Below are 24,345 nucleotides of genomic sequence, written 5' to 3'. Positions count from 1 at the left end.
TCCTCAGAGTTTGCGGAGTGAGAGGCGTTTGACCTTGTGGTCGGGGCCCTTGCGCACAACCAGCGTGGCACGGCCGCGTGTTGGCGCCACGTTCTCCAGCAGGTTGGGCTTGTTGATGGTCCGCCACATCGTACGGGCGTAGTCCAGGGCCTCTTCCTCGGAGACCTGGGTGTACTTCCTGAAGTAGGAGGAGGGGTCCTGGAACGCCGTCTCGCGCAGTTTGCGGAAGCGGTTGAGGTACCAGGTCTCGATGTCCTCGGCGCGCGCGTCGACGTACACGCTGAAGTCGAAGTAGTCGGCGAGAGCGACCCGGGTGCGGCCGTCCTTGCCGGGGAGCGCGGGCTGCAGGACGTTCAGGCCCTCGACGATGAGGATGTCGGGGCGGCGGATCGTGAGGCGTTCGCCGGGCACGATGTCGTAGATGAGGTGGGAGTAGACGGGGGCGGTGACCTCGTCCTTGCCCGCCTTGATGTCGGCGACGAAGCGGGTGAGGGCTCGTCGGTCGTACGACTCCGGGAAGCCCTTGCGTGACAGGAGGCCGCGGCTCTTGAGCTCCTCCATGGGGTAGAGGAAGCCGTCGGTGGTGAGCAGCTCGACGTGGGGGTGCTCGGGCCAGCGGGCCAGCAGTGCCTGGAGGAGACGGGCGACGGTCGATTTGCCCACGGCTACGCTGCCCGCCACACCTATGACGAAGGGCGTGCCGCGCTGGGAGCCGTGGCCGTTGGCCGCGTCGCCGAGGAAGGTGTTCAGGGCGCCGCGCAGGCCCGAGGTCGCCTGTACGTAGAGATTGAGCAGGCGGGAGAGGGGGAGGTAGACGTCCCGTACCTCGTCGAGGTCGATGACGTCGCCCAGGCCGCGGAGTTTTTCGAGCTCCTCCGCGGTGAGGGGGAGGGGGGTCTTCTCGCGCAGCGCGCTCCACTCCGCCCGGGTGAGGTCCAGGTACGGCGAGGCGTCTGCCCGGCGCTGGGCGCCTCGCGGGGTGACCTGCGGGATGCCTGGTTGGGTGCTTCGTGACGGCGAAGTGATCACAGGGTCATTGTCGGGTGTGCGGGGCTGTCGTGGGTGGTGTGCTCGGTCACGTGGGGCCGTCGGCCGTAGGGTGCGGACATGTGCGGAATCGTGGGGTACGTCGGCGGGCAGTCGGCGCTTGATGTTGTCGTCGCGGGACTGAAGCGGCTCGAATACCGGGGTTACGACTCGGCGGGTGTGGCCGTCCTCGCCGACGGGGGCCTGGCCGCGGGGAAGAAGGCGGGCAAGCTCGTCAACCTGGAGAAGGAGCTGGTGGGGCGGCCGTTGCCGGCTGGGGCCACGGGCATCGGGCACACCCGGTGGGCCACGCACGGCGGGCCGACGGATGCCAACGCGCATCCGCATCTGGACAACGCGGGGCGCGTCGCCGTCGTACACAACGGGATCATCGAGAATTTCGCGTCGCTGCGGGCCGAGCTCGCCGAGCGCGGGCACGAGCTGGTGTCGGAGACCGATACCGAGGTCGTGGCGCATCTGCTGGCCGAGTCCTTCTCCTCGTGCGGGGACCTGGCGGAGTCGATGCGGCTGGTGTGCCGGCGGCTCGACGGGGCGTTCACGCTGGTCGCCGTACACGCGGATGAGCCTGATGTGGTGGTGGGGGCGCGGCGGAACTCGCCGCTGGTGGTGGGTGTGGGGGAGGGGGAGGCTTTTCTTGCTTCCGATGTCGCCGCTTTCATCGCGCATACGCGGTCGGCGATCGAGCTGGGGCAGGACCAGGTCGTCGAGCTGCGGCGGGACGAGGGCGGGGGCGGCGCTGCCGGGGTGTCGGTCGCGGTGACCGATTTCCACGGCGCGCCGGCGGAGGTGCGGTCGTACCACATCGACTGGGACGCCTCCGCCGCCGAGAAGGGCGGCTACGACTACTTCATGCTCAAGGAGATCGCCGAGCAGCCGAAGGCTGTCGCCGACACGTTGCTCGGGCGGATCGACGGTTCCGGTTCGCTGCGGCTCGATGAGGTGCGGATCCCTGACGCCGTGCTGCGGGAAGTCGACAAGGTGGTGGTGATTGCTTGTGGGACCGCCTTTCATGCGGGGATGATCGCGAAGCTGGCCATTGAGCACTGGACGCGGATTCCCTGCGAGACGGAGCTGGCGAGTGAATTCCGGTATCGCGATCCCATTCTCGACTCGAGGACGCTGGTGATCGCGATCTCGCAGTCCGGCGAGACCATGGACACGCTGATGGCGCTGCGGCATGCGCGGGAACAGGGCGCGAAGGTGCTGGCCGTGTGCAATACGAACGGGTCGACCATTCCGCGGGAGTCGGATGCGGCGCTTTATACGCATGCCGGGCCTGAGGTCGCCGTTGCTTCCACCAAGGCGTTCTTGACGCAGTTGGTCGCCTGCTATCTGGTCGCGCTTTATCTGGCGCAGGTACGCGGGGCGAAGTGGGGGGACGAGGTCCGGGGCGTGGTGCGCGAGCTGTCCGCGATCTCGGGGGAGGTGGAGCGGGTCCTGGAGACGATGGAGCCGGTGCGGGAGCTGGCCCGGTCGCTGGCGGGGAAGGACACGGTGCTGTTCCTGGGGCGGCATGTGGGGTATCCGGTGGCCCTGGAGGGGGCGCTCAAACTGAAGGAGCTTGCCTATATGCATGCCGAGGGGTTTGCCGCGGGTGAGCTGAAGCACGGGCCGATTGCTCTTATCGAGGATGATCTGCCGGTTGTCGTTGTTGTTCCTTCGCCTCGGGGGCGGTCTGTTCTGCACGACAAGATCGTGTCGAATATCCAGGAGATCAGGGCTCGCGGGGCGCGGACGATTGTGATCGCGGAGGAGGGGGACGAGGCGGTTGTTCCGTACGCCGATCATTTGATCTGGATTCCGGCTACGCCGGTCCTTTTGCAGCCGTTGGTTTCCACCGTGCCGTTGCAGGTATTCGCGTGTGAGCTCGCTACGGCTCGGGGTAATGAGGTCGATCAGCCTCGGAACCTGGCCAAGTCCGTGACGGTGGAGTGAGCACGTGATCATTGGGGTGGGGATTGACGTCGCCGAGATCGAGCGCTTCCGGGTGTCGATGGAGCGTACGCCGCATCTGGCCGACCGGCTGTTCCTGGAGAGCGAGTTGAACCTGCCGAGCGGTGAACGGCGCGGCATCGCCTCGCTCGCCGCCCGGTTCGCGGCGAAGGAGGCCCTCGCGAAGGCGCTGGGCGCGCCGGCCGGGCTGCACTGGACGGACGCGGAGGTGTACGTCGAGGACAGCGGGCAGCCGAGGCTGAGAGTGAGCGGGACGGTGCTGGCGCGGGCGGAGGCGCTCGGGGTGCGGTCCTGGCATGTCTCGCTCAGTCACGATGCGGGAATCGCTTCCGCGGTTGTCATTGCCGAAGGGTGAGGTGTTGTGCAGATGCGTGCTGCTTATGGCGTGGAGACCGTGCGGACCGCTGAGCGGGAGCTGATGGCCCGGCTCCCCGAGGGCGCGCTCATGCAGCGGGCCGCGGCCGGGCTCGGGGCGGTGTGCGCGGGGCTGCTGGGGCGGGTTTACGGGTCGCGGGTCGTCCTGCTCGTCGGGAGTGGGGACAACGGGGGCGATGCGCTGTACGCGGGGGCGCGGCTGGCCCGGCGGGGTGCGGGGGTCACTGCGGTGTTGCTCGATGCGGAGCGGGCGCATGGGGGTGGGCTGGCGGCGTTGCGGCGGGCTGGGGGGACCGTGGCCGGGGTGGCGGCCGGTGACGTATTTGGGGCTCTTGCGCGTGCGGATCTTGTTGTTGACGGGATCACCGGGATCGGCGGGCGGGGTGGGTTGCGGGAGGCCGCTGTGCCGTTGGTGCGGGCCGCGCGGGACTCGGGGGCGGTTGTCGTCGCCGTGGATCTGCCCAGCGGGGTCGAGGCGGACAGTGGGGAGGTGCGGGGGGAGTGCGTGCGCGCCGATGTGACGGTCACCTTCGGTACGTACAAGCCCGGGCTGCTGATCGACCCCGCGCGGGAGTACGTCGGAGCCGTGCGGCTCGTTGAGCTGGGGCTCGATCTCGAAGCGGCGGAAGCGGACGTCGAGGCGCTGCAGCACGCGGATGTGGCCGCGCTGCTGCCGGTTCCGGGGGCGGAGAGCGACAAGTACCGGCGCGGGGTGGTGGGCGTCGTGGCCGGGTCGGAGCGGTATCCGGGGGCGGCGGTGCTCGCGGTGGCGGGGGCGCTGCGGGGTGGGGCCGGGGCGGTGCGGTACGTGGGGCACGGGGCGGACGCGGTCATCGCGCGCTTCCCGGAGGCGCTGGTGCACGCGGGGCCGCCGTCGAGGGCGGGGCGGGTTCAGGCCTGGGTCGTCGGGCCGGGGCTGGGGGAGGACGCGGGCGGGGCGCTGGGGGATGTGCTGGCGTCCGATGTGCCGGTGCTGGTCGATGCGGATGGGTTGCGGCCGCTGGAGCCGGCGATGGTGCGGGGGCGCGACGCGCCGACGCTGCTTACGCCGCATGCGGGGGAGGCGGCGGCGCTGCTCGGGGTTTCGCGGGAGGAAGTGGAGGCGGGGCGGCTGGTCGCGGTGCGGGAGCTGGCCGCGCTGTACGGGGCGACTGTGCTGCTGAAGGGGTCTACGACGCTGGTGGCGTCGGCTCCGGGTGCGGGTGCGGGTGCGGGTGTGGGTGTGGGTGCGGGTTCGGGTGTGGGGTTTGTGGGGCCGCGGCCCGTGCGGGTGAATCCGACGGGGACGCCCTGGCTGGCCACGGCGGGGAGTGGCGACGTGCTGTCGGGGCTTGCGGGGGCGTTGCTGGCGGCGGGGCTGGGGGCGGTGGACGCGGGGTCTGTTGCGGCGTACGTGCATGGGCTGGCGGGGCGGCTGGCGGCGGGTGGTGCGCCGGTGGGGGCGCTGGACGTGGCGGATGCGGTGCCGGGGGCTTGGCGGGGGGTTGTGGGGCGGGGGCGGGCCGCTCCGGGGGCGCCGTTCGGGACTGCATGATTTAGGCGCGAAGCGGTGCCTTCCGCGAAGCCCGCGCCCTGCCCACAAATCACGCTCTACGTCCCGAACGACACCCCCTGCGCGTCCCGCCCCCTCGCGTCGTGGCTCCCGTGGCCGCTGGCTGGTGGGCGGCGGGTGGGTGGGAGGGCAGAGTGGCGCGGTGCGGGTCGGCGGGTTGTCCCCCGGGTGGGCGCGGCACGTTCCGAACGACACCCCCTGCGCGTCCCGCCCCCTCGCGTCGTGGCTCCCGTGGCGGGCCGGTCTCGTCTCCTCCTGGGTGGCTGGTGGTCGGCCGGTGGGCTGGTGTCGTCTCCCCCCGGCGGCCGGTCGGGAAGGTGTGGTTGGGCCGGGGGTGTCGTAGGGCTCTGAGACACTTGGCGCGATGACCGCGATGACTCATACCCCCATGCGAGCCCGCGCCGAGATCGACCTGGCGGCCCTGCGGGCCAACGTGCGGGCTTTGCGTGCTCGCGCGGCGGGTGCCGAGTTGATGGCCGTGGTGAAGTCGGACGCGTACGGCCACGGCGCCGTGCGCTGTGCCCGCGCGGCCCTCGACGCGGGGGCGACCTGGCTGGGGACCGCCACCCCCGAAGAGGCGCTGGCGCTGCGCGCCGCCGGGTTCGACGGGCCGCTGCTGTGCTGGCTGTGGACCCCCGGCGGACCCTGGCGCGAGGCGATCGAGGCGGGCATCGACGTCTCCGTGAGCGGGATGTGGGCGCTGGAGGAAGTGGTTGCGGCGGCGCGTGCGGCGGGGCAGGTGGCGCGCGTACAGCTCAAGGCCGACACCGGGCTCGGGCGTAATGGGTGCCAGCCGGCCGACTGGCCCGAGTTGGTGCGGCGTGCCCTGGAGGTCCGGGACGCGGTCAGGGTGACCGGGCTCTGGTCGCATTTCGCTTGTGCGGACGAGCCGGGGCATCCGTCGATCGATGTTCAGCTGGCTGTCTTCCGGGACCTGGTTGCGTATGCGGAGAAGGCCGGTGTCGAGCCTGAGGTGCGGCACATCGCCAATTCGCCTGCCACGCTGACCCTGCCCGGGACGCATTTCGATCTCGTACGGACGGGCATCGCCATGTACGGCATCTCCCCGAGCCCTGAGCTCGGTACGCCCGCCGACTTCGGGCTGCGGCCCGTGATGACGCTCGCCGCCTCGGTCGCGCTGGTCAAGCAGGTTCCGCAGGGGCACGGCGTCAGTTACGGGCATCACTATGTGACGGGTGAGGAGACCAGGCTTGCGCTGATTCCCGTCGGGTACGCCGACGGCATTCCGCGCCACGCGTCCGGCAGCGGGCCCGTGCTGGTGGGCGGCAAGTGGCGCCGGGTCGCCGGGCGGGTCGCCATGGATCAGTTCGTGGTCGACCTGGGGGCTGATGTGGTGGAGCCCGGGGACGAGGCTGTGCTGTTCGGGCCCGGCGACCGGGGGGAACCGACCGCCGAGGACTGGGCGCAGGCCGCCGGCACCATCGCGTACGAAATTGTCACCCGCATCGGATCGCGGGTACCGCGCGTCTATGTGAATGAGGACCCCGAAAGCTAGGAGAGCGGCACCGTGAGCGAGAGCAGCGCGCCCGGCGTGGTGGAGGTGGCGGCGGAGGCCGCGACCGCCGCCGCCAACGGCAACTGGCGGCGGGCGGGTGTGGCCGGCGCCGCGATAGGTGTGGTCGCGGCGGGCGCCGCCGCCGGTGTTGCCCTCGAGCGGCTGACGGTCGGCCGCGGCATGCGGAAGAAGGCACGGCTCGCGCTGGATGCCTCGGGTCCGTACGGCGCGCTGCGCGGCATGCCGGGGCAGGCCCCGGCGGACGACGGGACCGAGATCTACTACGAAGTGGACGAGGTGGAGGCGGACGGCGCCTCGTCGGGACCGCGACGGCGCCGGCTCTTCGGGCGTAAGACTCCCGCTCCTGTGACGGTTGTGTTCAGTCATGGCTTCTGCCTGAGTCAGGACTCCTGGCATTTTCAGCGAGCCGCGCTGCGGGGTGTGGTGCGGACCGTCCACTGGGACCAGCGCAGTCACGGGCGTTCGGCGCGCGGTGCGGCACAGGGGCGTGGTGTCGCGGTTGATATCGAGCAGCTGGGGCGCGATCTGAAGGCCGTCATCGACGCTGCCGCGCCCGAGGGGCCGCTGGTGCTGGTGGGGCACTCGATGGGCGGCATGACGATGATGGCGCTGGCGGATCAGTTTCCTGAGATCGTCCGCGAGCGGGTGGTCGGCGCTGTGTTCGTCGGTACGTCGTCGGGGAATCTCGGCGAGGTCAACTTCGGGCTGCCGGTGGCCGGTGTGAACGCTGTGCGGCGTGTGCTGCCGCGTGTGCTGCGCGCGCTGGGCACGCAGGCGGAGATCGTCGAGCGTGGGCGGCGGGCGACGGCGGATCTGTTCGCCGGGCTCATCAAGCGCTATTCGTTCGGCTCGAAGGAGGTCGATCCGGCCGTGGCGCGGTTCGCGGAGCGGCTGATCGAGGGGACGCCGATCGATGTCGTTGCCGAGTTCTATCCGGCGTTCACCAATCATGACAAGGCCGAGGCGCTGGAGATCTTCGCCGAGGTGCCGGTGCTGGTTCTCGCGGGCGACAAGGACCTGGTGACGCCCAGCGAGCACAGCGAGGGCATCGCGGATCTGCTGCCGGACGCCGAGCTGGTGATAGTCCCCGACGCCGGGCACCTGGTCATGCTGGAGCACCCAGAGGTGGTCACCGACCGGCTCGCGGACCTGCTGGCGCGGGTGGGCGCCGTACCGGCAGCCGCTAACGTTGGGACGTATGGAAGCACCGCACAGCCCGGCGGCTGATGTCACCGCCGTTCTTACCGTTCACTCGCCCGAATCGATGCAGGAGTTCGGGCGCCGGCTCGCGAAAGTACTGCGGCCCGGCGATCTCGTGATGCTCACCGGCGAGCTCGGCGCGGGCAAGACGACCCTGACGCGCGGGCTCGGCGAAGGGCTCGGGGTGCGTGGCGCCGTGACGTCGCCGACATTCGTCATCGCGCGCGTCCACCCCTCGCTGACCGGCGGTCCGCCGCTGGTGCATGTCGACGCGTACCGGCTGGGCGGCGGGCTCGACGAGATGGAAGATCTCGATCTTGACGTCTCGCTGCCCGAGTCTGTCGTGGTGGTGGAGTGGGGCGAGGGGAAGGTCGAGGAGCTGTCCGACGACCGGCTGCACGTGGTCATCCACCGGGCTGTGGGGGACTCCGACGACGACGTGCGTGAGGTGACGGTGCGCGGTATCGGTGCGCGCTGGGCCGGCGAGGGCCTGGCCGCGCTGGGCGCCTGACGGGCTCTGGCGTCCGTACGTTCCGACAAGACGTCGGCAAGATGTTGCGCCGGTGCGGCCGGGCGTGGTCACATGGATACCGAGACCTGGTTAGGTCTACCTAACCACGCCTGCTCAACCGGAGCCCAGGAGGCATCCATGCCGGCTTCAGAACGCGACGCGCCCGAGCCTGTCTCCATGCGCGACCTACTGGCCTCGTGCGCGGCGGCCACGGCGGTCTCCACACCGCCGCGGGAGCAGCCGCAGGAGCATGAGCATGAGGTGGCTGAGCCTGTCGGGGAACAGCGCGACGCCGCGTAGGCCTGTAGTCCTTACGAGCGTATTTACGGGACGACGACGACCTTCACGCCGACCGTCGCGAAGCTCCACATCGCGTCGCCGTCGGCGCGCAGCATGCGCACGCCGCCCGTCCTGCTCTTCGGGTCCGGGCTCGGCATCGAGCCGTCGACCGCGGCGCTGAAACCGATCGGGACGCCTTCGAAGGTCACGAACCGTACGACGTGTTCGACCTGCACTCCGTCGGAGCCGGTGATGAGTCCCGAGCGGGAGCCCACCGCGTACGTGCCGGGCGGCGGGCTGACCGTGCTCGGCGCCACCTTGAAGGTCCTGGTGGCCTTGCCCTGGCCGTTCACCAGCCACACCCGCCGCTCGGCCAGCGAGTAGACGACGCGCGTGCCCGTGCCCGACTGGGCCGGCACCGCGAGTACGTCCTTCACCTTGGCCGGTCCCTTGGGCGGCTGCGAGGCGTGCGCCGCGGGGGTCTTGCCGACGGCGGGTTCGGCGAGCTGCGCGGGGGAGGGGGCGCTCGCCGACGCCTGGTAGGCGAGGAAAGCGACCGCCGCCACGGCTGCCGCGGTGAGCCCGGCCACGATTCCCGAGCTGCTCCTTGCCACCTTGCTCCACCTCATGTTCCTGCTGCGCGCGTATTTGTGGTGACGGTAGCAGCCGGGGCCGGGAGGGACGGGGGACGCCGTGCGCCCCGTGCGCGGGCCGTAGGCTGTTTGTGTGCTCCTGCTCGCTGTTGATACCGCCACTCCAGCCGTCACCGTCGCCCTCCACGACGGTGATTCCGTCGTCGCCGAGGCCGGCCAGGTCGACGCACGCCGCCACGGGGAGCTGCTGCTGCCCACCGTCGACCGGGTCCTCGCCGAAGCCGGTCTGAAACTCGACGCCGTGACGGGGGTCGTCGTGGGCGTCGGCCCCGGTCCGTACACCGGACTGCGCGTCGGGCTGGCGACGGCCGAGACCTTCGGCCTCGTGCTCGGCGTGCCGGTCCACGGGCTGTGCACCCTGGACGGGCTGGCGTACGCCGCCGGGCTGGCCGGGCTCACCGGGCCGTTCGCCGTGGCCACCGACGCGCGGCGCAAGGAGGTCTACTGGGCGCGGTACGCCGATGCCCGTACGCGGGTCTCCGAGCCCGCCGTCGACCGCCCCGCCGACATCGCCAAGCAGCTCGCGGACCTGCCGGTCGTCGGCTCCGGGGCCCTCCTTTACCCCGGGGAGTTCCCCGACGCGCGCGGACCCGAGCACCAGTCAGCGGGCGCGCTGGCGTCGCTGGCCGCGGAGAAGCTCGCGGCGGGGGAGGCCGGGGCGTTTCTGCCGCCGCTGCCGCTGTATCTGCGCCGGCCCGACGCGCAGGTTCCGAAGAACTACAAGGTGGTCACCCCGAAGTGACCGCGAGCTTGAGAGAAATGCGCTGGTGGGACATCGCCCCGGTGCTTGAACTGGAGCGGGAGCTGTTCCCCGAGGACGCCTGGTCGCCCGGGATGTTCTGGTCCGAACTCGCCCACGCGCGCGGGCCGCAGGCCACCCGCCGGTATGTGGTGGCCGAGGAGGACGGCCGACTCGTCGGGTACGCCGGGCTTGCCGCCGCCGGGGGTCTCGGCGACGTACAGACCATCGCTGCCGCCCGTGATCAGTGGGGGACCGGGCTCGGGTCCCGGCTGCTCACCGATCTGCTGGGGCACGCCAGCGCTTTCGAATGCTCCGAAGTGCTCCTCGAAGTGCGTGTCGACAACACGCGGGCGCAGAAGCTGTACGAGAGGTTCGGCTTCGAGCCGATCGGCTTCCGGCGCGGCTACTACCAGCCCGGCAACATCGACGCGCTCGTGATGCGGCTGACGACGACGACCGACCCGGCAGATCCCGCGACATCCGTACCGGAACAAGAACAAGAAACCGAGATTCACCATGGCTGACGAACCGCTCGTCCTCGGCATCGAAACCTCCTGCGACGAGACCGGCGTCGGCATCGTCCGCGGTACGACCCTCCTCGCCGACGCGATCGCGTCGAGCGTCGACGAACACGCCCGCTTCGGCGGCGTGGTGCCGGAGGTCGCCTCTCGCGCGCACTTGGAGGCGATGGTTCCGACGATCGAGCGCGCGCTGAAGGAGGCGGGGGTCGCCGCTTCGGACCTGGACGGCATCGCGGTTACGGCGGGTCCGGGACTGGCGGGCGCGCTGCTGGTGGGGGTGTCCGCGGCGAAGGCCTACGCGTACGCGCTCGGGAAGCCGCTGTACGGCGTGAACCACCTGGCCTCGCACATCTGCGTCGACCAGCTTGAGCACGGTCCGCTGCCCGAGCCGACGATGGCCCTGCTGGTGAGCGGCGGGCACTCGTCGCTGCTGCTAGCCCCTGACATCACGAGCGACGTACGGCCGATGGGCGCGACCATCGACGACGCGGCGGGCGAGGCGTTCGACAAGATCGCGCGGGTGCTGGACCTGGGCTTCCCGGGCGGTCCTGTCATCGACCGCTTGGCGAGGGAGGGCGATCCGAAGGCGATCGCGTTCCCGCGCGGTCTGACCGGGCCGCGCGACGCGGCGTACGACTTCTCCTTCTCCGGGCTGAAGACGTCGGTGGCGCGGTGGATCGAGGCCAAGCGCAGTGCGGGGGAGGAGGTGCCGGTGCGGGATGTGGCGGCGTCCTTCCAGGAGGCGGTCGTCGACGTACTGACGCGGAAGGCGGTGCGGGCCTGCAAGGACGAGGGCGTCGACCACCTGATGATCGGCGGCGGCGTGGCGGCCAACTCGCGGCTGCGGGCGCTGGCGGCGGAGCGGTGCGAGCGGGCCGGCATCCGGCTGCGGGTGCCGCGGCCGGGGCTGTGTACGGACAACGGGGCGATGGTGGCGGCTCTCGGCGCGGAGATGGTGGCGCGGGGGCGGGCGGCTTCGGACTGGGATTTGTCGGCGGATTCTTCGCTGCCGGTTACTGAGCCGCATGTTCCGGGTGCCTCGGCTCATGCGCATGACCATGTGCATGAGGTCAGCAAGGACAACCTCTACTCATGAGCGTCGTGCTGATGTGGGAGGCCCGCGCCGTCGAGGGGCGGGGCGCGGAGCTGCTGGAGTGGGCGCGGGCGCAGGCGGCTGTCCTGGCGGTCGAGCCGGTGCGCAGGGAGATCTTGCGGGCGCCGCAGGACCGGGTGCTCGTGATGACGTGGTGGGACGCGGAGTACGACGACGCCGGCCTGCCGGAACTACCGGAGCCCGAGGCGGGGTTGATTACGCGGGCGGTTCATCGCTGGCGTTTCGAGTCGGTCGACGGCGGCTGACGGGGGCTGACGGGGGCGATCAGGCCCTGGGTAGTGTCGTGCGCATGTCTCGCCGTACGCCGCTGCCTCCGCCTCCGCCGCCCGAGCACATACGGGCCTGGCCCGGACCGGAGGCGATGCTCGCCGACCGGGCCCGGGCCATGGACGAGCTGATCGCGCGCGACCTCGGGCCGGGGCGGCTGGTGCGGTTCTGGCTGCTGGTGGGGGGTGCGGCGCTCGGGTGGGGCATCGTCGGGGCGGCGCTTCAGGCGTTCGAGGGGCCGGGCGATCCGCTCACCGCGATCTTGGGCGCGGGGTTTGGGGCGGTTGGTCTGGCGGGCGCAGTGGTGTGCTGGATTTTCATCGGGATGGGCGTGTGGCGCGACCGTACGGTCCGTCAGCTGGTGGTGGCGTGGGCGGAGGTGGGGCGCGGCCACGGTTTTCCCGCCGCGCGATGGCGCGTTCCCGGGCTCAGCCTGGCGTGGCTGCTGTCGTCGGTGGTGGTGTGCGGGCTCGGGCTGTGGTCGTCGCTGGGGTTCGCGGTGCGGGCGCGGCCGGGTTCTGAGACTTACGTGGACGCGGTGTTCTTCATCGGGCTCGGGGTCATTTTGTGGGTGGCCGGGCTGTTCGGGGCGGTGAAGGCGGTGAGGCACTACCGGTGGGCGGTGCGGGCCCTGCGGGGGGCGGTCGCGGTGGAGGTGCGTGCGGGGGGTGCGGTGCGGGGCTGAGGTGGGGCTGGTGCGCTGCGGCGCGGTGGGGCGCCTGCGGCGGGCTTTCCCCTCCCCGCCCCTTCCAGAACTGGGGCAGGCCCCAGACCCCGGAAGCCCTTCGGGCGTGTCCTCAAACGCCGGACGGGCTGGAGAGCTGCCGCGAGGCGGGCTGAGTTTTGCGGCCCTGGCCGCAAAACTCGCCCCCGCCCGGCAGATTCAGCCCCTCCGGCGTTTGAGGAGCGGGGTCTGGGGCGGAGCCCCTCACGCGGCGGAGCCGTAAAGTGTCACTGCGGGAAGGGGCGGGTCGGGGAAAGCTGCCCGCAGGGCGTGGCCAGGATTTCGTTACGGGGCCGGGTGGCCGATCAGGACCGTTGGGGCGCCCGCGACTCGGGTGAGGAAGACCGTCGCCGAACGCGGGCCGGACAGCTTCATCTTGCGGCGGAGCTCCTCCGGCTCGATCGCCGAGCCGCGCTTCTTCACCGTCAGTACGCCCACCCCCCGCTCCCGCAGCAGCGCCTTCAGCTTCTTCAGGCTGAACGGGAGCTGATCGGTGATCTCGTAGGCGGTGGCGTACCGGGTGGGGTGGAGTTCGTCCGCCGTCACGTACGCGATCGTCTCGTCGATCAGGCGGCCGCCCACCTCCCGCGCCACCTCCGCCACCAGATGCGAGCGGATCACCGCGCCGTCCGGCTCGTACAGGTAACGGCCGACCTTGCCGGGCTCCGGGTCCGGCAGGCCGGTGCCGAGGAGGCTGTGCGGGCCGGGGAGCAGGGTGGCCCGGATCGCCTTCGGGGCCGTGCCGAACCAGAACACCGCCTCCTTCACGTCGCCGCCGTCCGAGATCCACTCCGCTTCGGCGTCGTCCGGGACCGCCTCGTGCGGAACGCCGGGTGCGATCTTGAGTGCCGCGTGTGCGGACGTACGGGCCGCCTCGATCGCCCAGGAGAGCGGTGGGGAGTACGCCTCCGGGTCGAAGATCCGGCCGCGGCCGCCCCGTCGCGCCGGGTCGACGAAGACCGCGTCGTACGGAGACGTGTCGATGGTCGTGACGTCGGCGCAGCGGACCTCGATGAGGGAGGCCAGGCCCAGCTCCTCCGCGTTCGCGCGCGCCACCTCCACCGTCAGCTGGTCGCGGTCGACCGCCAGGACCGAGATCCCCGCGCGGGCCAGCGCGATCGCGTCGCCGCCGATGCCGCAGCACAGGTCCGCCACGCTCCGTACGCCGAGCGCGGCGAAGCGCCCGGCGCGGTACGTCGCCACGGCCGTGCGGGTGGCCTGCTCGACACCGTTCGGGGTGAAGAACATCCGGTACGCGTCCTCGGCGCCGAACTTCGCCACCGCCCGCTGCCGCAGCCGCGCCTGCCCGAGCGCCGCCGAGACCAGCGCGGCGGGGTGATCACGGCGCAGCCGCGTCGCGGTCGCCAGCTCGTCCGCGGGGTTGTGGTCGCGGAGCGCGGCGAGGAGGGCGCGGCCCTCTTCGGTGCGCAGGGCGGCGAAGGATTCCACGGCGTCAGGGGTGTCGTTCACGGGGTCAATTGTGGGCCAGCCGGGGGACGGTGCGCGCCCGGTCGCGGTGTCGCCCCGACGACGGTGTCGTGCGCTGACAGGATCCATCGCCATGCAACTAGTACGACAAAAGGAAGAAATGATCTGGAAAGGGGGCAGGCGGGCCCGTATGGTCCTGGCGGCCCTCCTTGTCGCCGCCATCGGCTCCGCGTGCCCCACCGAGCCCGCCGACATGCCGGAGCCGGGTACGCCGCGGGCTGCCGCACCCGCCGCCGGCCAGGAGCAGGCGTACCGGCAGGGGCCCGCCCGGGATCTGGCCGGGTACGCCGAACGGCTGCGGCGCGCCCAGACCGTGCGCGTCGCCGCCGCCAAGAAGTGGGGACTCGCGCAGCCGCCGCTGGCCGCACCCCCACCGCCCGCCGTGAAGCCGAAGATCACCACGCGCAAGGGCTTCGGGGCGGGGCGCGGGCTGCCGCCCGTCTTCACCACCGTCCCGGTCGAGGAGAGGGTCGTCTTCCTGACGATGGACGACGGCGCGGAGAAGGATCCGAAGCTGCTGCGGATGATGACTGAGCTGGGCATTCCCTACAGCGCGTTCCTCAGCAACTACCTGGTGCGTGAGAACTACGGCTATTTCGAGCGGATGCAGGCGCGCGGCGTGTCCCTCCACAACCACACCCTCAATCACCGCTACATGCCCGGCCTTTCCTATGCCCAGCAGAAGCGCGAGATCTGCGGAATGCAGACCGTCATCCAGAAGCGGTACGGCAAGCGGCCCCGGCTCTTCAGGCCGCCGTACGGCAACTACAACGCCGACACCCTGCGCGCCGCCCGCTCCTGCGGCATCAAGGCCGTGCCCCTGTGGGCCGCCGAGGCGTTCCCCGACCGGATGGAGTGGCGCGAGTGGGACCGCGACCTGCATCCCGGCGACATCATCCTCACGCACTTCCGCGGCAAGGAGCAGTGGAAGGGCACCATGCCGGACATGATCCGGCGGGTCATGAAAACGGTCACCGCCAAGGGTTACGCCGTCGCCAGGCTGGAGGACTACCTGTGAGGCCCGCGCACCGGCTGCTGGCCGGACTGCTGGCGGTCGGTGCGCTCGCGCTCACCGGATGCGCGCAGTCCGTGGACCCGATCGAACGGCTCGGGAGGAAGGCGGTGCGCAGCGTCGCGCCGAAGGCGCGGGTGGCGGAGGAGGCGGCCACCGGGGCGCACGGCGCACCGGCCCCGCGCGCCGGGGCGTACGCGCGGTGGGGGCTGCGGGAGCCGCTCCGTCGGGCGCCGGCGCCTCCGGTCCGTAAGCCGGCCCGGCCTTTCGTGGTGGACCGCGTACCGACCCGCGACAAGGTCGTTTTTCTTACCTTTGATGATGGTGCCGAGCGGGATCCGGAGTTCGTGCGGATGGTCGACGAGCTCAAGCTGCCGATCAGCATGTTTCTGACGGACAGCGTGGCCTCACCGGGGTACGACCACTTTGACCGGCTGAGGCGGGCGGGCGGCGGCCTCAGTACGGTGCAGAACCACGCGGTCGGCCACGTCTACCTGCCCGGCCTCCCGTACGCCGGACAGCGCGCCCAGATCTGCGGCCAGCAGGACCGCCTGGAGGCCCGCTTCGGCGCGCGGCCGCGGCTCTTCCGGCCGCCGTACGGGGCGTACAACAACCAGACGCTGCGGGCGGCGGGCGACTGCGGGGCCGAGGCGGTGGTGCTGTGGGGGGCGTCGATGCAGATCAACGACCTGCGGTACGCGCACGGCGACCGGCTGCGGCCGGGCGACATCGTGCTCGCGCACTTCCGGGGGCCCGGCGAGCTCAAGGGCTCGACGATCACCGAGATGACGTCGCGGATGCTGCGCCGGATCCAGGAGCAGGGCTTCGCTGTGGCGCGGCTGGAGGACTATCTCTGATGCGGCGCCCGGGGCGCAGGCGCGTTCGTCAACACGTACGGCGGCGTTGGATTGGCACTCCGCTTGACCGAGTGCTAACCGCGTCATAGTCTCGGCGTTGGCACTCTCCAGTGGGGAGTGCCAACAGTAGCGACGGGCAGGTCCGGCACCCGCGACGACGGAACCACCTGGTCGCCACCCAAAATCAGTTAACCCCGTGAGATCTCCGAAGGGGGAGACCGGACCGTGACGACCACCAGCTCCAAGGTTGCCATCAAGCCGCTTGAGGACCGCATTGTGGTCCAGCCGCTCGACGCCGAGCAGACCACGGCCTCTGGCCTGGTCATCCCGGACACCGCCAAGGAGAAGCCCCAGGAGGGCGTCGTCCTGGCCGTGGGCCCGGGCCGCTTCGAGAACGGCGAGCGCCTGCCGCTCGACGTTTCCGTCGGCGACGTCGTGCTGTACAGCAAGTACGGCGGCACCGAGGTGAAGTACAGCGGCGAGGAGTACCTCGTCCTCTCGGCTCGCGACGTGCTCGCGATCATCGAGAAGTAGTTCGCCCGAAGATTGCTTTTGAACTGCGCCCCTGGCCCCCAGCGACAGCCGGGTGGCCCGGGGCGCATTTCGTTTGAGAGGACAGAGAAGCTCCATGGCGAAGATTCTGAAGTTCGACGAGGACGCCCGTCGCGCCCTCGAGCGCGGCGTCAACAAGCTTGCCGACACGGTGAAGGTGACGATCGGCCCCAAGGGCCGCAACGTCGTCATCGACAAGAAGTTCGGCGCCCCCACCATCACCAACGACGGTGTCACGATCGCGCGCGAGGTCGAGCTCGACGACCCGTACGAGAACCTTGGCGCCCAGCTCGTGAAGGAGGTGGCGACCAAGACCAACGACATCGCGGGTGACGGCACCACCACCGCCACCGTGCTGGCCCAGGCGCTGGTCCGCGAGGGCCTGCGCAACGTCGCCGCCGGTGCTTCCCCGGCCGCTCTGAAGAAGGGCATCGACGCCGCGGTCAAGGCGATCTCCGAGGACCTCCTCGCGAACGCCCGTCCGATCGAGGACAAGTCCGACATCGCCGCCGTGGCCGGGCTGTCCGCCCAGGACTCGCAGGTCGGCGAGCTCATCGCCGAGGCGATGGACAAGGTCGGCAAGGACGGTGTCATCACCGTCGAGGAGTCCAACACCTTCGGCCTGGAGCTCGACTTCACCGAGGGCATGGCCTTCGACAAGGGCTACCTCTCGCCGTACATGGTGACCGACCAGGAGCGTATGGAGGCCGTCCTCGACGACCCGTACATCCTGATCCACCAGGGCAAGATCGGCTCGATCCAGGACCTGCTGCCGCTGCTGGAGAAGGTCATCCAGGCCGGCGCCTCCAAGCCGCTGCTGATCATCGCCGAGGACGTCGAGGGCGAGGCCCTGTCGACCCTGGTCGTCAACAAGATCCGTGGCACCTTCAACGCCGTCGCGGTGAAGGCCCCCGGCTTCGGTGACCGCCGCAAGGCCATGCTCGGCGACATCGCCACCCTCACGGGTGCGACCGTCATCGCCGAAGAGGTCGGTCTCAAGCTCGACCAGGCCGGTCTCGACGTGCTGGGCTCCGCCCGCCGCGTGACCGTCACCAAGGACGACACGACGATCGTCGACGGCGGCGGCAACGCCGACGAGGTGACCGGCCGCGTCAACCAGATCAAGGCCGAGATCGAGTCCACGGACTCCGACTGGGACCGCGAGAAGCTCCAGGAGCGCCTCGCGAAGCTCGCCGGCGGCGTGTGCGTCATCAAGGTCGGCGCCGCCACCGAGGTGGAGCTCAAGGAGAAGAAGCACCGTCTCGAGGACGCCATCTCCGCGACCCGCGCCGCGGTCGAAGAGGGCATCGTCTCCGGTGGTGGCTCCGCTCTGGTCCACGCCGCCAAGGTGCTCGAGGGCGGCCTCGGCAAGACCGGCGACGAGGCCACGGGTGTCGCGGTCGTCCGCCGCGCCGTCGTCGAGCCGCTGCGCTGGATCGCCGAGAACGCCGGTCTTGAGGGCTACGTCATCACCGCCAAGGTGAGCGAGCTCGACAAGGGCCACGGCTTCAACGCCGCGACCGGCGAGTACGGCGACCTGGTCAAGGCCGGCGTCATCGACCCGGTCAAGGTCACCCGCTCCGCGCTGGAGAACGCCGCGTCCATCGCGTCGCTGCTGCTCACGACCGAGACCCTGGTCGTCGAGAAGCCGGCCGAGGACGAGGCGGACGCCGGTCACGGCCACGGTCACGGCCACAGCCACTGACGTCGTACGACGCCAGAAGGCCCCTGTTTCCACCGCTCAGCGGTGGGGACGGGGGCCTCGCTGCTTTCTGTCTGTTCTGTCCAGGTTCTGTCCAGGTTCTGTCTAGCGCATCGCGCCGAGCTGCCGCATCAGGCTCATGACGTCCATGTGCCACCAGCCTTCCTGGATCTTCCCGTCGTGGCAGCTGAAGACCGTGGTGCCGGTCATGGTGCACTTCTTGCCCGTGGGGGCGACGCCCATGAACTCACCCTTGTGGGTGCCGGTCCAGGTCCACAGCGTGACGACGTCGTCGCCCTCGGCCACCTGCTTGTCGATGGTGAAGCGGAAGTCGAAGCCGTCGCGCCAGCCGGTCAGGTCACTGCGGATGACGTCGGCGCCGACCGTGCTTTCCTCTTCCTTGAAGATGTCGTGGTCCCGGTAATCGGCCGCGAACACCTCGTCGATGGCGTCGAGGTTGCCGCCGACGGCGATCTCGTCGAAGAACCGGTTGCACAGGTCCTTGTTCAGCTGCTCGTCGCGGACCACGTCGAGGTCCGTGAACGACGGCATCCCGTCACAGAGCGCCACCATCTCCTGGAAGGTGCGGTCGGTCTCCGGTAGCTGGGAGTTCTTCATCGCCTCTTCGTACGACGGGAACTCGACGATCTCGACGTAGTGGTTCTTCTCGGACCGGTCATTGCCGACGATGTTGTGCGTGGCGGTCCGCTTGCCCTTGGTCTGCTCGGCCCACCTGTCCAAGAGCTGGTTCATGTCTTCGGATCGTTCGGTCTTGTAGTCGATGATCTGTACGAATTTCACCACGCCTCCCGAGCCTGAGCCTTCGAGTGGGGTACGCGTCCAGTCTAGTGAAATGTGCCGTTTGTGCCGTGTCAGGCCGAGCGCCGCAAGGCCGCCGGGTGGACCGGGTCGGCGAAGGGCCGGCCAGTGGCGTATCGCTCCAGTTCGTCCAGGGACCGGTCGGCCATGCGGTGCAGTTCGTTGCCGAGCGATCCCGCGATGTGGGGGGTCAGGAGAACGTTCGGGAGGTCGTAGAGCGGCGAGTCCGGTGGCGGCAATTCCGGGTCCGTCACATCGAGTACGGCGCTCAGGCGGCCGGAGGCCAGCTCCGGGAGTAGCGCGGCCTCGTCGATGAGTGAGCCGCGCGCGGTGTTGATCAAGGTCGCGCCGGTGGGCATCGCGGCCAGCTGGCGGGTGCTGATCATGCGGTGGGTCGCCGGGAGCTGCGGGGCGTGGACCGAGACGACGGAGCTGCGGGCGCACAGCTCGTCGAGGGGCGCGAGCGCGACGCCGAGCGCGGCGGCTTCGCGCGGGGCGACGTACGGGTCGTACAGCAGGACGTCCAGGTCGAAGGGGCGGAGCAGCTCGATGACGCGGCGGCCGATGCGCGAGGCGCCGACGATGCCCACGGTGCGGCGGTGGTTTCCGGCGCCGTGGAGCTCCGTGCGCCAGTCGTGGTCGGCGCGCAGGGCGCGGTAGCGGGCGGCGGAGTGCAGGACGCGTTTGCCGGCGAAGAGGATCGCGGCGAGCGTGTACTCGGCGACCGGCAGGGCGTTGGCGGCCGCCGCGGAGGTCACGGCGATGCCGCGGTCCCAGCAGGCCTGGGTGATGTGGTGCTTGACGGAGCCCGCCGCGTGGATGACGGCGCGCAGGTGCGGGGCGGCGTCGAGGATTTCGGCGGTGAGCGGGGTGGCGCCCCAGCAGGTGAAGAGGACCTCCGCCTCGGCGAGGGCCGTCGCGATGTGCGGTGCGGGGGTGGTGAGGTCGTGCGCGACGAGGTACGGGTCGGTGCGGGCCAGCTCGGCCAGGCGGCCGCGGTGGCGGTCGGTGAACAGGCGATCCGCGATGCCGGGGCCCATGGCGAGCAGCAGGGACGGCTGAGTCGGCGGCTGATTGTCAGTGGCGTGGTGCATGGTGGAACTCGGGCTCCTCGTGAGTCATTTGACGCTTCCGGCGGTGAGCCCGGCCTTCCAGTGCCGCTGGAGGGAGACGAAGGCGACGATCAGGGGGACGACGGCGAGGAGGGAGCCGGTGACGACGAGGGGGTAGAACTCCGGCTCGCCGTGGGCGTTGCTGTTCCACGCGTACAGGCCGAGGCTCAGCGGGAAGAGCTTCTGGTCCGAGAGCATCACCAGGGGGAGGAAGAAGTTGTTCCAGATCGCGGTGAACTGGAAGAGGAAGACGGTCACGAAGCCCGGCATGATCATGCGCATACCGATGGACCAGAAGGTGCGCAGCTCGCCGGCTCCGTCGATACGGGCGGCTTCGAGGGCCTCGTCCGGGATGTAACCGGCGCTGAAGACCCGGGCGAGGTACACGCCGAAGGGGTGGACCAGCACGGGGACGAGCACGGCCCAGTAGGTGTTGACGATGCCCACTTCGCTGGCGAGCAGGTACATGGGCAGGGCCAGCGCGGTGGTCGGGACCAGCACGCCGAGCAGGACGACGCCGAACAGCTTCTCCTTGCCGGGGAAGTGGTACTTGTCGAAGGCGTAGCCCGCGGCGACGCTGATCAGCGAGCTGACCACGGCGCCGCCGCCCGCGTAGAGAAGGCTGTTGAGGTACCAGCGGAAGTAGACGCCGTCGCTGTACGTCGCCAGGGCGGAGAGGTTCGCACCGAGGTTGAAGTCCTCGAAGGAGAAGGCGTTTCCGGCGAGCAGGCCGCCGGTGTCCTTGGTGGCGGCGGTGACCAGCCAGACGAGGGGGAGAAGCATGTAGACCGTGGCGAGGAAGAGCGCGCCGTTGACGGCGGTCTTCGACAGCCACTTGGTCGTCGTGGGAGAGCTCATGCCGTCTTGCCCTTCCGGCCGGTGAAGCGGGTGACCGCGAAGGAGAGCAGCGCGGCGGTGAGCGCGAGGAGTACGGAGGCGGCGGCCGCCAGTCCGTAGTCACCCCGGTCGAAAGCCGCGGTGTACGCGTACATGTTCGGCGTCCAGGTGGAGGTGACGGATGATCCGGTGCCCTTGTTGATGATCAGCGGCTCGGTGAACAGCTGCAGCGAGCCGATGACCGTGAACAGCGCGACCATCACGACCGAGGCGCGGATCAGCGGGACCTTGATGCTGAACGCGATACGCCAGGCGCCCGCCCCGTCCACCGTGGCCGCTTCGAGTACGGAGCGGTCGACGGCCTGGAGGGCGGCGTAGAAGATCACCATGTTGTAGCCGAGCCATTCCCACAGCGCGATGTTGATGACGGAGGGGAGGGCGCCTTCGGGTGCGAAGAAGTCGAAGCCGATACCGCCGGCCTCCATGGCGTCGACGACCGGGCTGAGCTGGGGCGTATAGAGATAGACCCAGATCAGCGCGGCGATGATGCCCGGTACGGCGTGCGGCAGGAAGAGCGCGAGCTGGAAGAAGCGTCGGGCGCGGGCGAGTGTGGAGTCGAGGAGCAGGGCGAGGGCGAGGGCTCCGCCGATCATCAGCGGGATGTAGAACACGCAGTACCCGAGGAGTACGACGAAGCCCTCGCGGAAGGCCGGGTCACCCAGCGCCGCCGTGTAGTTGTCGAGGCCGCTGAAGACGGTCTCCGTGCCGCCGAATCCCAGTCCCGACTGCTTCTCGGTGAACAGGCTGAGCCAGACCGCGTATCCGATCGGCACCACCATCACCAGGGTGAAGAGTACGAAGAAGGGCGTCAGCAGTACGCCGGCGGCGGCATTGGTGCGGGTGCGGGCCTTCACGCTCTTCCTCAGCCCTCTACCTTCAGGCCGCGCTTCTTCAGCTCGGAGACGGTCGCTTCGTGCCCGGCCTCGACCGCGTCGGCGATCGTCGCGCCGCCGTTCGTGACCTTGCCGAACTCGTCCTTGATGACGGTGTTGGTGGTGCCGGTGCTCGGGCCCCACGCCCAGTTGGGGGTGATGGAGGCGCCGGCGTCCTCGAAGACCTGGTAGATGTCCTGGCCGCCGTAGTACGTCGCGTCGAACGCCTCCTTGGCCGCCGGGCGCAGCTCGGCCGCTGCCGGGAAAGCGCTCGACGTACCGGAGGCGATCCGGGCCTTGACGCCGTCCTCAGTGGTCGTCATCCACTTCGCGAACTCGACCGCTGCCTCGGTCTTCTTGCTGTCCTTGGTCACCGCGAAGGTGGAGCCGCCCAGCATGCCGCTGGCCGGCTTGCCGTCCCAGGACGGCATCGGGGCGACGGCCCACTTGCCGCCCTGCTCGGGCAGGGTGCCCGCGAGAACACCCGCGCCCCAGGAGGCGCCGAGGTAGCCGATGGTGCCGCCGCTCTTGAGGGAGTTGGTCCACTCCGGGCTGAAGGAGGCGTTGTTGCGGACCAGGTCGTCATCGAGGAGACCCTGCCAGTACGCCGACACCTTTGAAGTAGCCGCGTCGGTCGTGTCGACCTTCCAGGTGTCACCCTCAGCCTTGAACCACTGGGCACCGGCCTGCCAGGCCATCGCCTGGAAGGTGGTCGGGTCGTCAGGGAAGAAGGTGCCGATGCGCGCCTTCTTGTCGGCCTTCTTGACCTTCTCGGCGGCCTCGCGGAACTCGTCCCACGTCTTGGGGACTTCGACGCCGTGTTTCTTGAACACGTCCTTGCGGTAGTAGAAGGCCTGCGGCGAGGCGTCGAAGGGGACGGCCCAGTTCTTGCCGCCGAGAGTGGTCAGCTCGACCGCCTGCGGCAGGAACTTCTTCTTCACGTCGTCGGTGAGGTGACCGCTGATGTCCTGGAGCGAGCCCTGGCTGACGAACTCGGGGAGCATCGGGTACTCGATGGAGACCAGGTCGGGGGAGTTGCCCGCCTTCACCGCGTTGGAGATCTTGGCGTAGCCGCCGGCGTTGCCGGAGGGGATCTCCTCGAACTTCACCTGGATGTCCTTGTGCGAGGCGTTGAAGGCGTCGACCACCTCCTTCGAGCCCTTGGCCCAGCCCCAGAAGGTGATCGAGACCGACTTCTCTTTCTCGTCACCACCGGCGGTGCTGCCGCTGCCGCCGCAGGCCGTGAGAACGGCGAGGGCGGTGGCGGCACCGACTATGACATGGGACGTTCTTTTCCAACTGGGGCTCACGGCACGGCTCCTGACGGGCGGCGACACTGGCGTTGGCCGTGATCCTTGAGCCAGCGCTGAGCGAAGTCAAGAGCGAAAGATTGATTGATCGAAAAAAGATCAGATCGATGAGGCTCCGCAGGATCCCCGTACGCGCAGCTGCGGAAGCAGCGTCAGGTGGCGCCGCGGCTCTTCCCCGCCCGCCCCCCACGCCTGCCCGAGCCGCTCCACCAGTAGCCCGGTCGCATGCCGCCCCACCTCGCGCTTCGGCGGCGCCACCGCCGTCAGCGGGGTGTCCGCGAGCGCCGCGACCTCGTCGTCGTACGCGATCACCGCCAGATCCTTCGGCACCCGCACGCCCAGCTCCGCCAGCCGCTGCACCACCTGGATCGCGTCCACGTCGTTGTGGATCAGCGCTGCCGTCGCCGCCCCCGACGTCACGGCCGCCCGCAGTGCCTGCACCGCCGCCTCGAAGCGGTCCGGGTGCACCTCCGCCGGTACGGAATCGATCACGGCCTGCGGAGCCCGCACCCCCAGCACGCCCAGGGCCTCCGCGTACCCGGAACGCACCGCGAGAGCCGTCGGCGAGTCGTCGCGGGCCATCAGCAGCGGCGCCCCGTGCCCCAGCTCCATCAGGTGGCGCACGGCCAGCAGCACCCCGTGCCGGTGGTCCGAACAGACCCGGTCCAGCCCGTCCAGCGGCGACCCCGCCGCCGGCTGCCGCTCCAGCAGCACGGTGGGCACGGGCAGCGAGGCGATCCAGTCGCCGTACGCCGCCGGGTCGCCCGGCCGCCGCCACCCCGGCGCCACCAGCAGCCCCTCGGCTCCCGCCGCCAGCAGCCCGTCGGTGCGCGCGTGGTCCTCCTCCGGGCGGTAGTCCGAGATCCGCAGGATCAGCCGGGCCCCGGCCCGGGCGGCGGCCTCGTGCGCACCCCGGATGACCTCGGCGAAGTAGTACGTCGCCGAGGGAGCCAGCATGCCGAGCACCAGACCACTGCCGGAGCCCGCGGCCGTCGGGGCCGGAGCACCCTGCTCCCGCGGCCACGACACCGACCCGTGCACCCGGTCGAGCAGCCCCCGCCCGGCCAGCTCCTCCACGTCCCGGCGCACCGTGACGGGCGAGACACCCAGTTGGCCGGCGAGATCGGAGACGCGGGCCGAGCCCCGTTCCCGTACCAGGCCCAGCAGTCGGTTGTGACGTTCAGCAGCACTCTCGCGCACGGCGGCAGTCCCCCTCGGCAGTGTGTGGTGCAGAAACCAGTGTGATCGA

The 24,345-nt window shown here is 70.3% G+C and carries 25 protein-coding genes; 16 read left to right on the top strand and 9 right to left on the bottom strand.

Translation table 11 applies throughout. From position 1 onward, the window contains the following. Positions 1-3 precede the first annotated feature (3 nt). Positions 4-993: a type I pantothenate kinase gene (coaA, locus tag ABZX79_RS13345; RefSeq protein ID WP_355255715.1), complete on the bottom strand. Its 990-nt coding sequence runs from the start codon at positions 991-993 to the stop codon at positions 4-6. A gap of 114 nt (positions 994-1,107) precedes the next feature. Between coaA and glmS the strand changes: the two genes are divergently transcribed. From glmS to ABZX79_RS13310, 7 genes are all read left to right on the top strand, one after another. After that, positions 1,108-2,982: a glutamine--fructose-6-phosphate transaminase (isomerizing) gene (glmS, locus tag ABZX79_RS13340; RefSeq protein WP_355255503.1), complete on the top strand. Its 1,875-nt coding sequence runs from the start codon at positions 1,108-1,110 to the stop codon at positions 2,980-2,982. A gap of 4 nt (positions 2,983-2,986) precedes the next feature. Then, complete coding sequence (locus ABZX79_RS13335) at positions 2,987-3,355, top strand: holo-ACP synthase (protein WP_355255501.1); 369 nt, start codon at positions 2,987-2,989, stop codon at positions 3,353-3,355. 12 nt (positions 3,356-3,367) lie between these two features. Continuing rightward, positions 3,368-4,909, top strand: coding sequence for an NAD(P)H-hydrate epimerase (locus ABZX79_RS13330; RefSeq protein WP_355255498.1), 1,542 nt, complete (start codon positions 3,368-3,370; stop codon positions 4,907-4,909). A 391-nt stretch (positions 4,910-5,300) separates the two neighbouring features. Beyond that, positions 5,301-6,443 (top strand): alanine racemase, encoded by a 1,143-nt coding sequence (gene alr / locus ABZX79_RS13325; protein WP_355255712.1) that lies wholly within the window; start codon positions 5,301-5,303, stop codon positions 6,441-6,443. Positions 6,444-6,455: 12 nt separating this feature from the next. Next, positions 6,456-7,691, top strand: coding sequence for an alpha/beta hydrolase (locus tag ABZX79_RS13320; protein ID WP_355255495.1), 1,236 nt, complete (start codon positions 6,456-6,458; stop codon positions 7,689-7,691). Next, positions 7,663-8,175: a tRNA (adenosine(37)-N6)-threonylcarbamoyltransferase complex ATPase subunit type 1 TsaE gene (gene tsaE, locus ABZX79_RS13315; RefSeq protein WP_355255492.1), complete on the top strand. Its 513-nt coding sequence runs from the start codon at positions 7,663-7,665 to the stop codon at positions 8,173-8,175. Before ABZX79_RS13320 ends, tsaE begins: the two co-directional genes overlap by 29 nt. Positions 8,176-8,313: 138 nt before the next feature. Then, complete coding sequence (locus ABZX79_RS13310) at positions 8,314-8,475, top strand: hypothetical protein (protein ID WP_355255489.1); 162 nt, start codon at positions 8,314-8,316, stop codon at positions 8,473-8,475. A 23-nt stretch (positions 8,476-8,498) separates the two neighbouring features. On the opposite strand, the gene ABZX79_RS13305 is transcribed toward ABZX79_RS13310, so the two are convergent. Then, entirely contained in the window at positions 8,499-9,068 is a 570-nt protein-coding gene (locus ABZX79_RS13305) for a hypothetical protein (RefSeq protein WP_355255486.1), read from the bottom strand. A 112-nt stretch (positions 9,069-9,180) separates the two neighbouring features. On the opposite strand from ABZX79_RS13305, the gene tsaB reads away from it, so the two are divergent. The 5 genes from tsaB to ABZX79_RS13280 are packed head-to-tail and all read left to right on the top strand — an operon-like array spanning position 9,181 to position 12,436. Next, positions 9,181-9,849: a tRNA (adenosine(37)-N6)-threonylcarbamoyltransferase complex dimerization subunit type 1 TsaB gene (gene tsaB, locus ABZX79_RS13300; protein WP_355255483.1), complete on the top strand. Its 669-nt coding sequence runs from the start codon at positions 9,181-9,183 to the stop codon at positions 9,847-9,849. A gap of 17 nt (positions 9,850-9,866) precedes the next feature. Then, positions 9,867-10,373, top strand: a complete 507-nt coding sequence (gene rimI, locus ABZX79_RS13295) for a ribosomal protein S18-alanine N-acetyltransferase (RefSeq protein WP_355255709.1) — start codon at positions 9,867-9,869, stop codon at positions 10,371-10,373. Next, entirely contained in the window at positions 10,366-11,466 is a 1,101-nt protein-coding gene (gene tsaD / locus ABZX79_RS13290) for a tRNA (adenosine(37)-N6)-threonylcarbamoyltransferase complex transferase subunit TsaD (protein ID WP_355255480.1), read from the top strand. The genes rimI and tsaD overlap by 8 nt, the downstream gene beginning before the upstream one ends. Next, on the top strand, positions 11,463-11,729 hold the full coding sequence (locus ABZX79_RS13285; RefSeq protein WP_355255478.1) for a hypothetical protein: 267 nt from the start codon (positions 11,463-11,465) through the stop codon (positions 11,727-11,729). Before tsaD ends, ABZX79_RS13285 begins: the two co-directional genes overlap by 4 nt. A gap of 44 nt (positions 11,730-11,773) precedes the next feature. Further along, positions 11,774-12,436, top strand: coding sequence for a hypothetical protein (locus ABZX79_RS13280; protein WP_355255475.1), 663 nt, complete (start codon positions 11,774-11,776; stop codon positions 12,434-12,436). 324 nt (positions 12,437-12,760) lie between these two features. Here ABZX79_RS13280 and ABZX79_RS13275 read toward each other — a convergent pair whose 3' ends face one another. After that, complete coding sequence (locus ABZX79_RS13275; protein WP_355255706.1) at positions 12,761-13,954, bottom strand: methyltransferase domain-containing protein; 1,194 nt, start codon at positions 13,952-13,954, stop codon at positions 12,761-12,763. A 109-nt stretch (positions 13,955-14,063) separates the two neighbouring features. Here ABZX79_RS13275 and ABZX79_RS13270 point away from each other — a divergent pair, with 109 nt between their 5' ends. From ABZX79_RS13270 to groL, 4 genes are all read left to right on the top strand, one after another. After that, positions 14,064-14,981, top strand: coding sequence for a polysaccharide deacetylase family protein (locus ABZX79_RS13270; RefSeq protein WP_355255472.1), 918 nt, complete (start codon positions 14,064-14,066; stop codon positions 14,979-14,981). Further along, positions 14,978-15,832: a polysaccharide deacetylase family protein gene (locus tag ABZX79_RS13265; protein WP_355255469.1), complete on the top strand. Its 855-nt coding sequence runs from the start codon at positions 14,978-14,980 to the stop codon at positions 15,830-15,832. The genes ABZX79_RS13270 and ABZX79_RS13265 overlap by 4 nt, the downstream gene beginning before the upstream one ends. Positions 15,833-16,057: 225 nt before the next feature. Further along, positions 16,058-16,366, top strand: coding sequence for a co-chaperone GroES (gene groES / locus ABZX79_RS13260; protein WP_028812332.1), 309 nt, complete (start codon positions 16,058-16,060; stop codon positions 16,364-16,366). A 94-nt stretch (positions 16,367-16,460) separates the two neighbouring features. After that, a complete protein-coding gene (gene groL / locus ABZX79_RS13255; RefSeq protein ID WP_355255466.1) occupies positions 16,461-18,089 on the top strand; it encodes a chaperonin GroEL in 1,629 nt (542 codons plus the stop codon). Positions 18,090-18,191: 102 nt separating this feature from the next. Here groL and ABZX79_RS13250 read toward each other — a convergent pair whose 3' ends face one another. The 6 genes from ABZX79_RS13250 to ABZX79_RS13225 form a co-directional block, all read right to left on the bottom strand. Then, positions 18,192-18,887: an ester cyclase gene (locus ABZX79_RS13250; RefSeq protein WP_355255463.1), complete on the bottom strand. Its 696-nt coding sequence runs from the start codon at positions 18,885-18,887 to the stop codon at positions 18,192-18,194. 71 nt (positions 18,888-18,958) lie between these two features. Continuing rightward, positions 18,959-19,999, bottom strand: a complete 1,041-nt coding sequence (locus ABZX79_RS13245; RefSeq protein WP_355255460.1) for a hydroxyacid dehydrogenase — start codon at positions 19,997-19,999, stop codon at positions 18,959-18,961. Between the two features lie 24 nt (positions 20,000-20,023). After that, positions 20,024-20,875: a carbohydrate ABC transporter permease gene (locus ABZX79_RS13240; protein WP_355255457.1), complete on the bottom strand. Its 852-nt coding sequence runs from the start codon at positions 20,873-20,875 to the stop codon at positions 20,024-20,026. Continuing rightward, positions 20,872-21,768 carry a sugar ABC transporter permease gene (locus ABZX79_RS13235; protein ID WP_355255454.1) on the bottom strand — a complete coding sequence of 299 codons (897 nt, stop codon included), beginning with the start codon at positions 21,766-21,768 and terminating at the stop codon, positions 20,872-20,874. Before ABZX79_RS13235 ends, ABZX79_RS13240 begins: the two co-directional genes overlap by 4 nt. An 8-nt stretch (positions 21,769-21,776) precedes the next feature. Continuing rightward, on the bottom strand, positions 21,777-23,096 hold the full coding sequence (locus tag ABZX79_RS13230; RefSeq protein ID WP_355255451.1) for a sugar ABC transporter substrate-binding protein: 1,320 nt from the start codon (positions 23,094-23,096) through the stop codon (positions 21,777-21,779). A 99-nt stretch (positions 23,097-23,195) separates the two neighbouring features. Then, on the bottom strand, positions 23,196-24,296 hold the full coding sequence (locus tag ABZX79_RS13225) for a substrate-binding domain-containing protein (protein WP_355255448.1): 1,101 nt from the start codon (positions 24,294-24,296) through the stop codon (positions 23,196-23,198). Between the last annotated feature and the right edge of the window lie 49 nt (positions 24,297-24,345).

It is taken from the genome of Streptomyces sp. NPDC002994 (genome assembly GCF_040611155.1).
GTDB lineage: Bacteria > Actinomycetota > Actinomycetes > Streptomycetales > Streptomycetaceae > Streptomyces.
This window is presented reverse-complemented; position numbering and strand designations above follow the sequence as displayed.

Excerpts from the sequence above, each read along its gene's own strand:
- glmS (WP_355255503.1), top strand. The coding sequence starts at position 1,108 with ATGTGCGGAATCGTGGGGTACGTCGGCGGGCAGTCGGCGCTTGATGTT.
- ABZX79_RS13330 (WP_355255498.1), top strand. The coding sequence starts at position 3,368 with ATGCGTGCTGCTTATGGCGTGGAGACCGTGCGGACCGCTGAGCGGGAG.
- alr (WP_355255712.1), top strand. The coding sequence starts at position 5,301 with ATGACTCATACCCCCATGCGAGCCCGCGCCGAGATCGACCTGGCGGCC.
- tsaE (WP_355255492.1), top strand. The coding sequence starts at position 7,663 with ATGGAAGCACCGCACAGCCCGGCGGCTGATGTCACCGCCGTTCTTACC.
- ABZX79_RS13310 (WP_355255489.1), top strand. The coding sequence starts at position 8,314 with ATGCCGGCTTCAGAACGCGACGCGCCCGAGCCTGTCTCCATGCGCGAC.
- rimI (WP_355255709.1), top strand. The coding sequence starts at position 9,867 with ATGCGCTGGTGGGACATCGCCCCGGTGCTTGAACTGGAGCGGGAGCTG.
- tsaD (WP_355255480.1), top strand. The coding sequence starts at position 10,366 with ATGGCTGACGAACCGCTCGTCCTCGGCATCGAAACCTCCTGCGACGAG.
- ABZX79_RS13285 (WP_355255478.1), top strand. The coding sequence starts at position 11,463 with ATGAGCGTCGTGCTGATGTGGGAGGCCCGCGCCGTCGAGGGGCGGGGC.
- ABZX79_RS13280 (WP_355255475.1), top strand. The coding sequence starts at position 11,774 with ATGTCTCGCCGTACGCCGCTGCCTCCGCCTCCGCCGCCCGAGCACATA.
- ABZX79_RS13270 (WP_355255472.1), top strand. The coding sequence starts at position 14,064 with ATGATCTGGAAAGGGGGCAGGCGGGCCCGTATGGTCCTGGCGGCCCTC.
- groL (WP_355255466.1), top strand. The coding sequence starts at position 16,461 with ATGGCGAAGATTCTGAAGTTCGACGAGGACGCCCGTCGCGCCCTCGAG.
- ABZX79_RS13245 (WP_355255460.1), bottom strand. The coding sequence starts at position 19,999 with ATGCACCACGCCACTGACAATCAGCCGCCGACTCAGCCGTCCCTGCTG.
- ABZX79_RS13240 (WP_355255457.1), bottom strand. The coding sequence starts at position 20,875 with ATGAGCTCTCCCACGACGACCAAGTGGCTGTCGAAGACCGCCGTCAAC.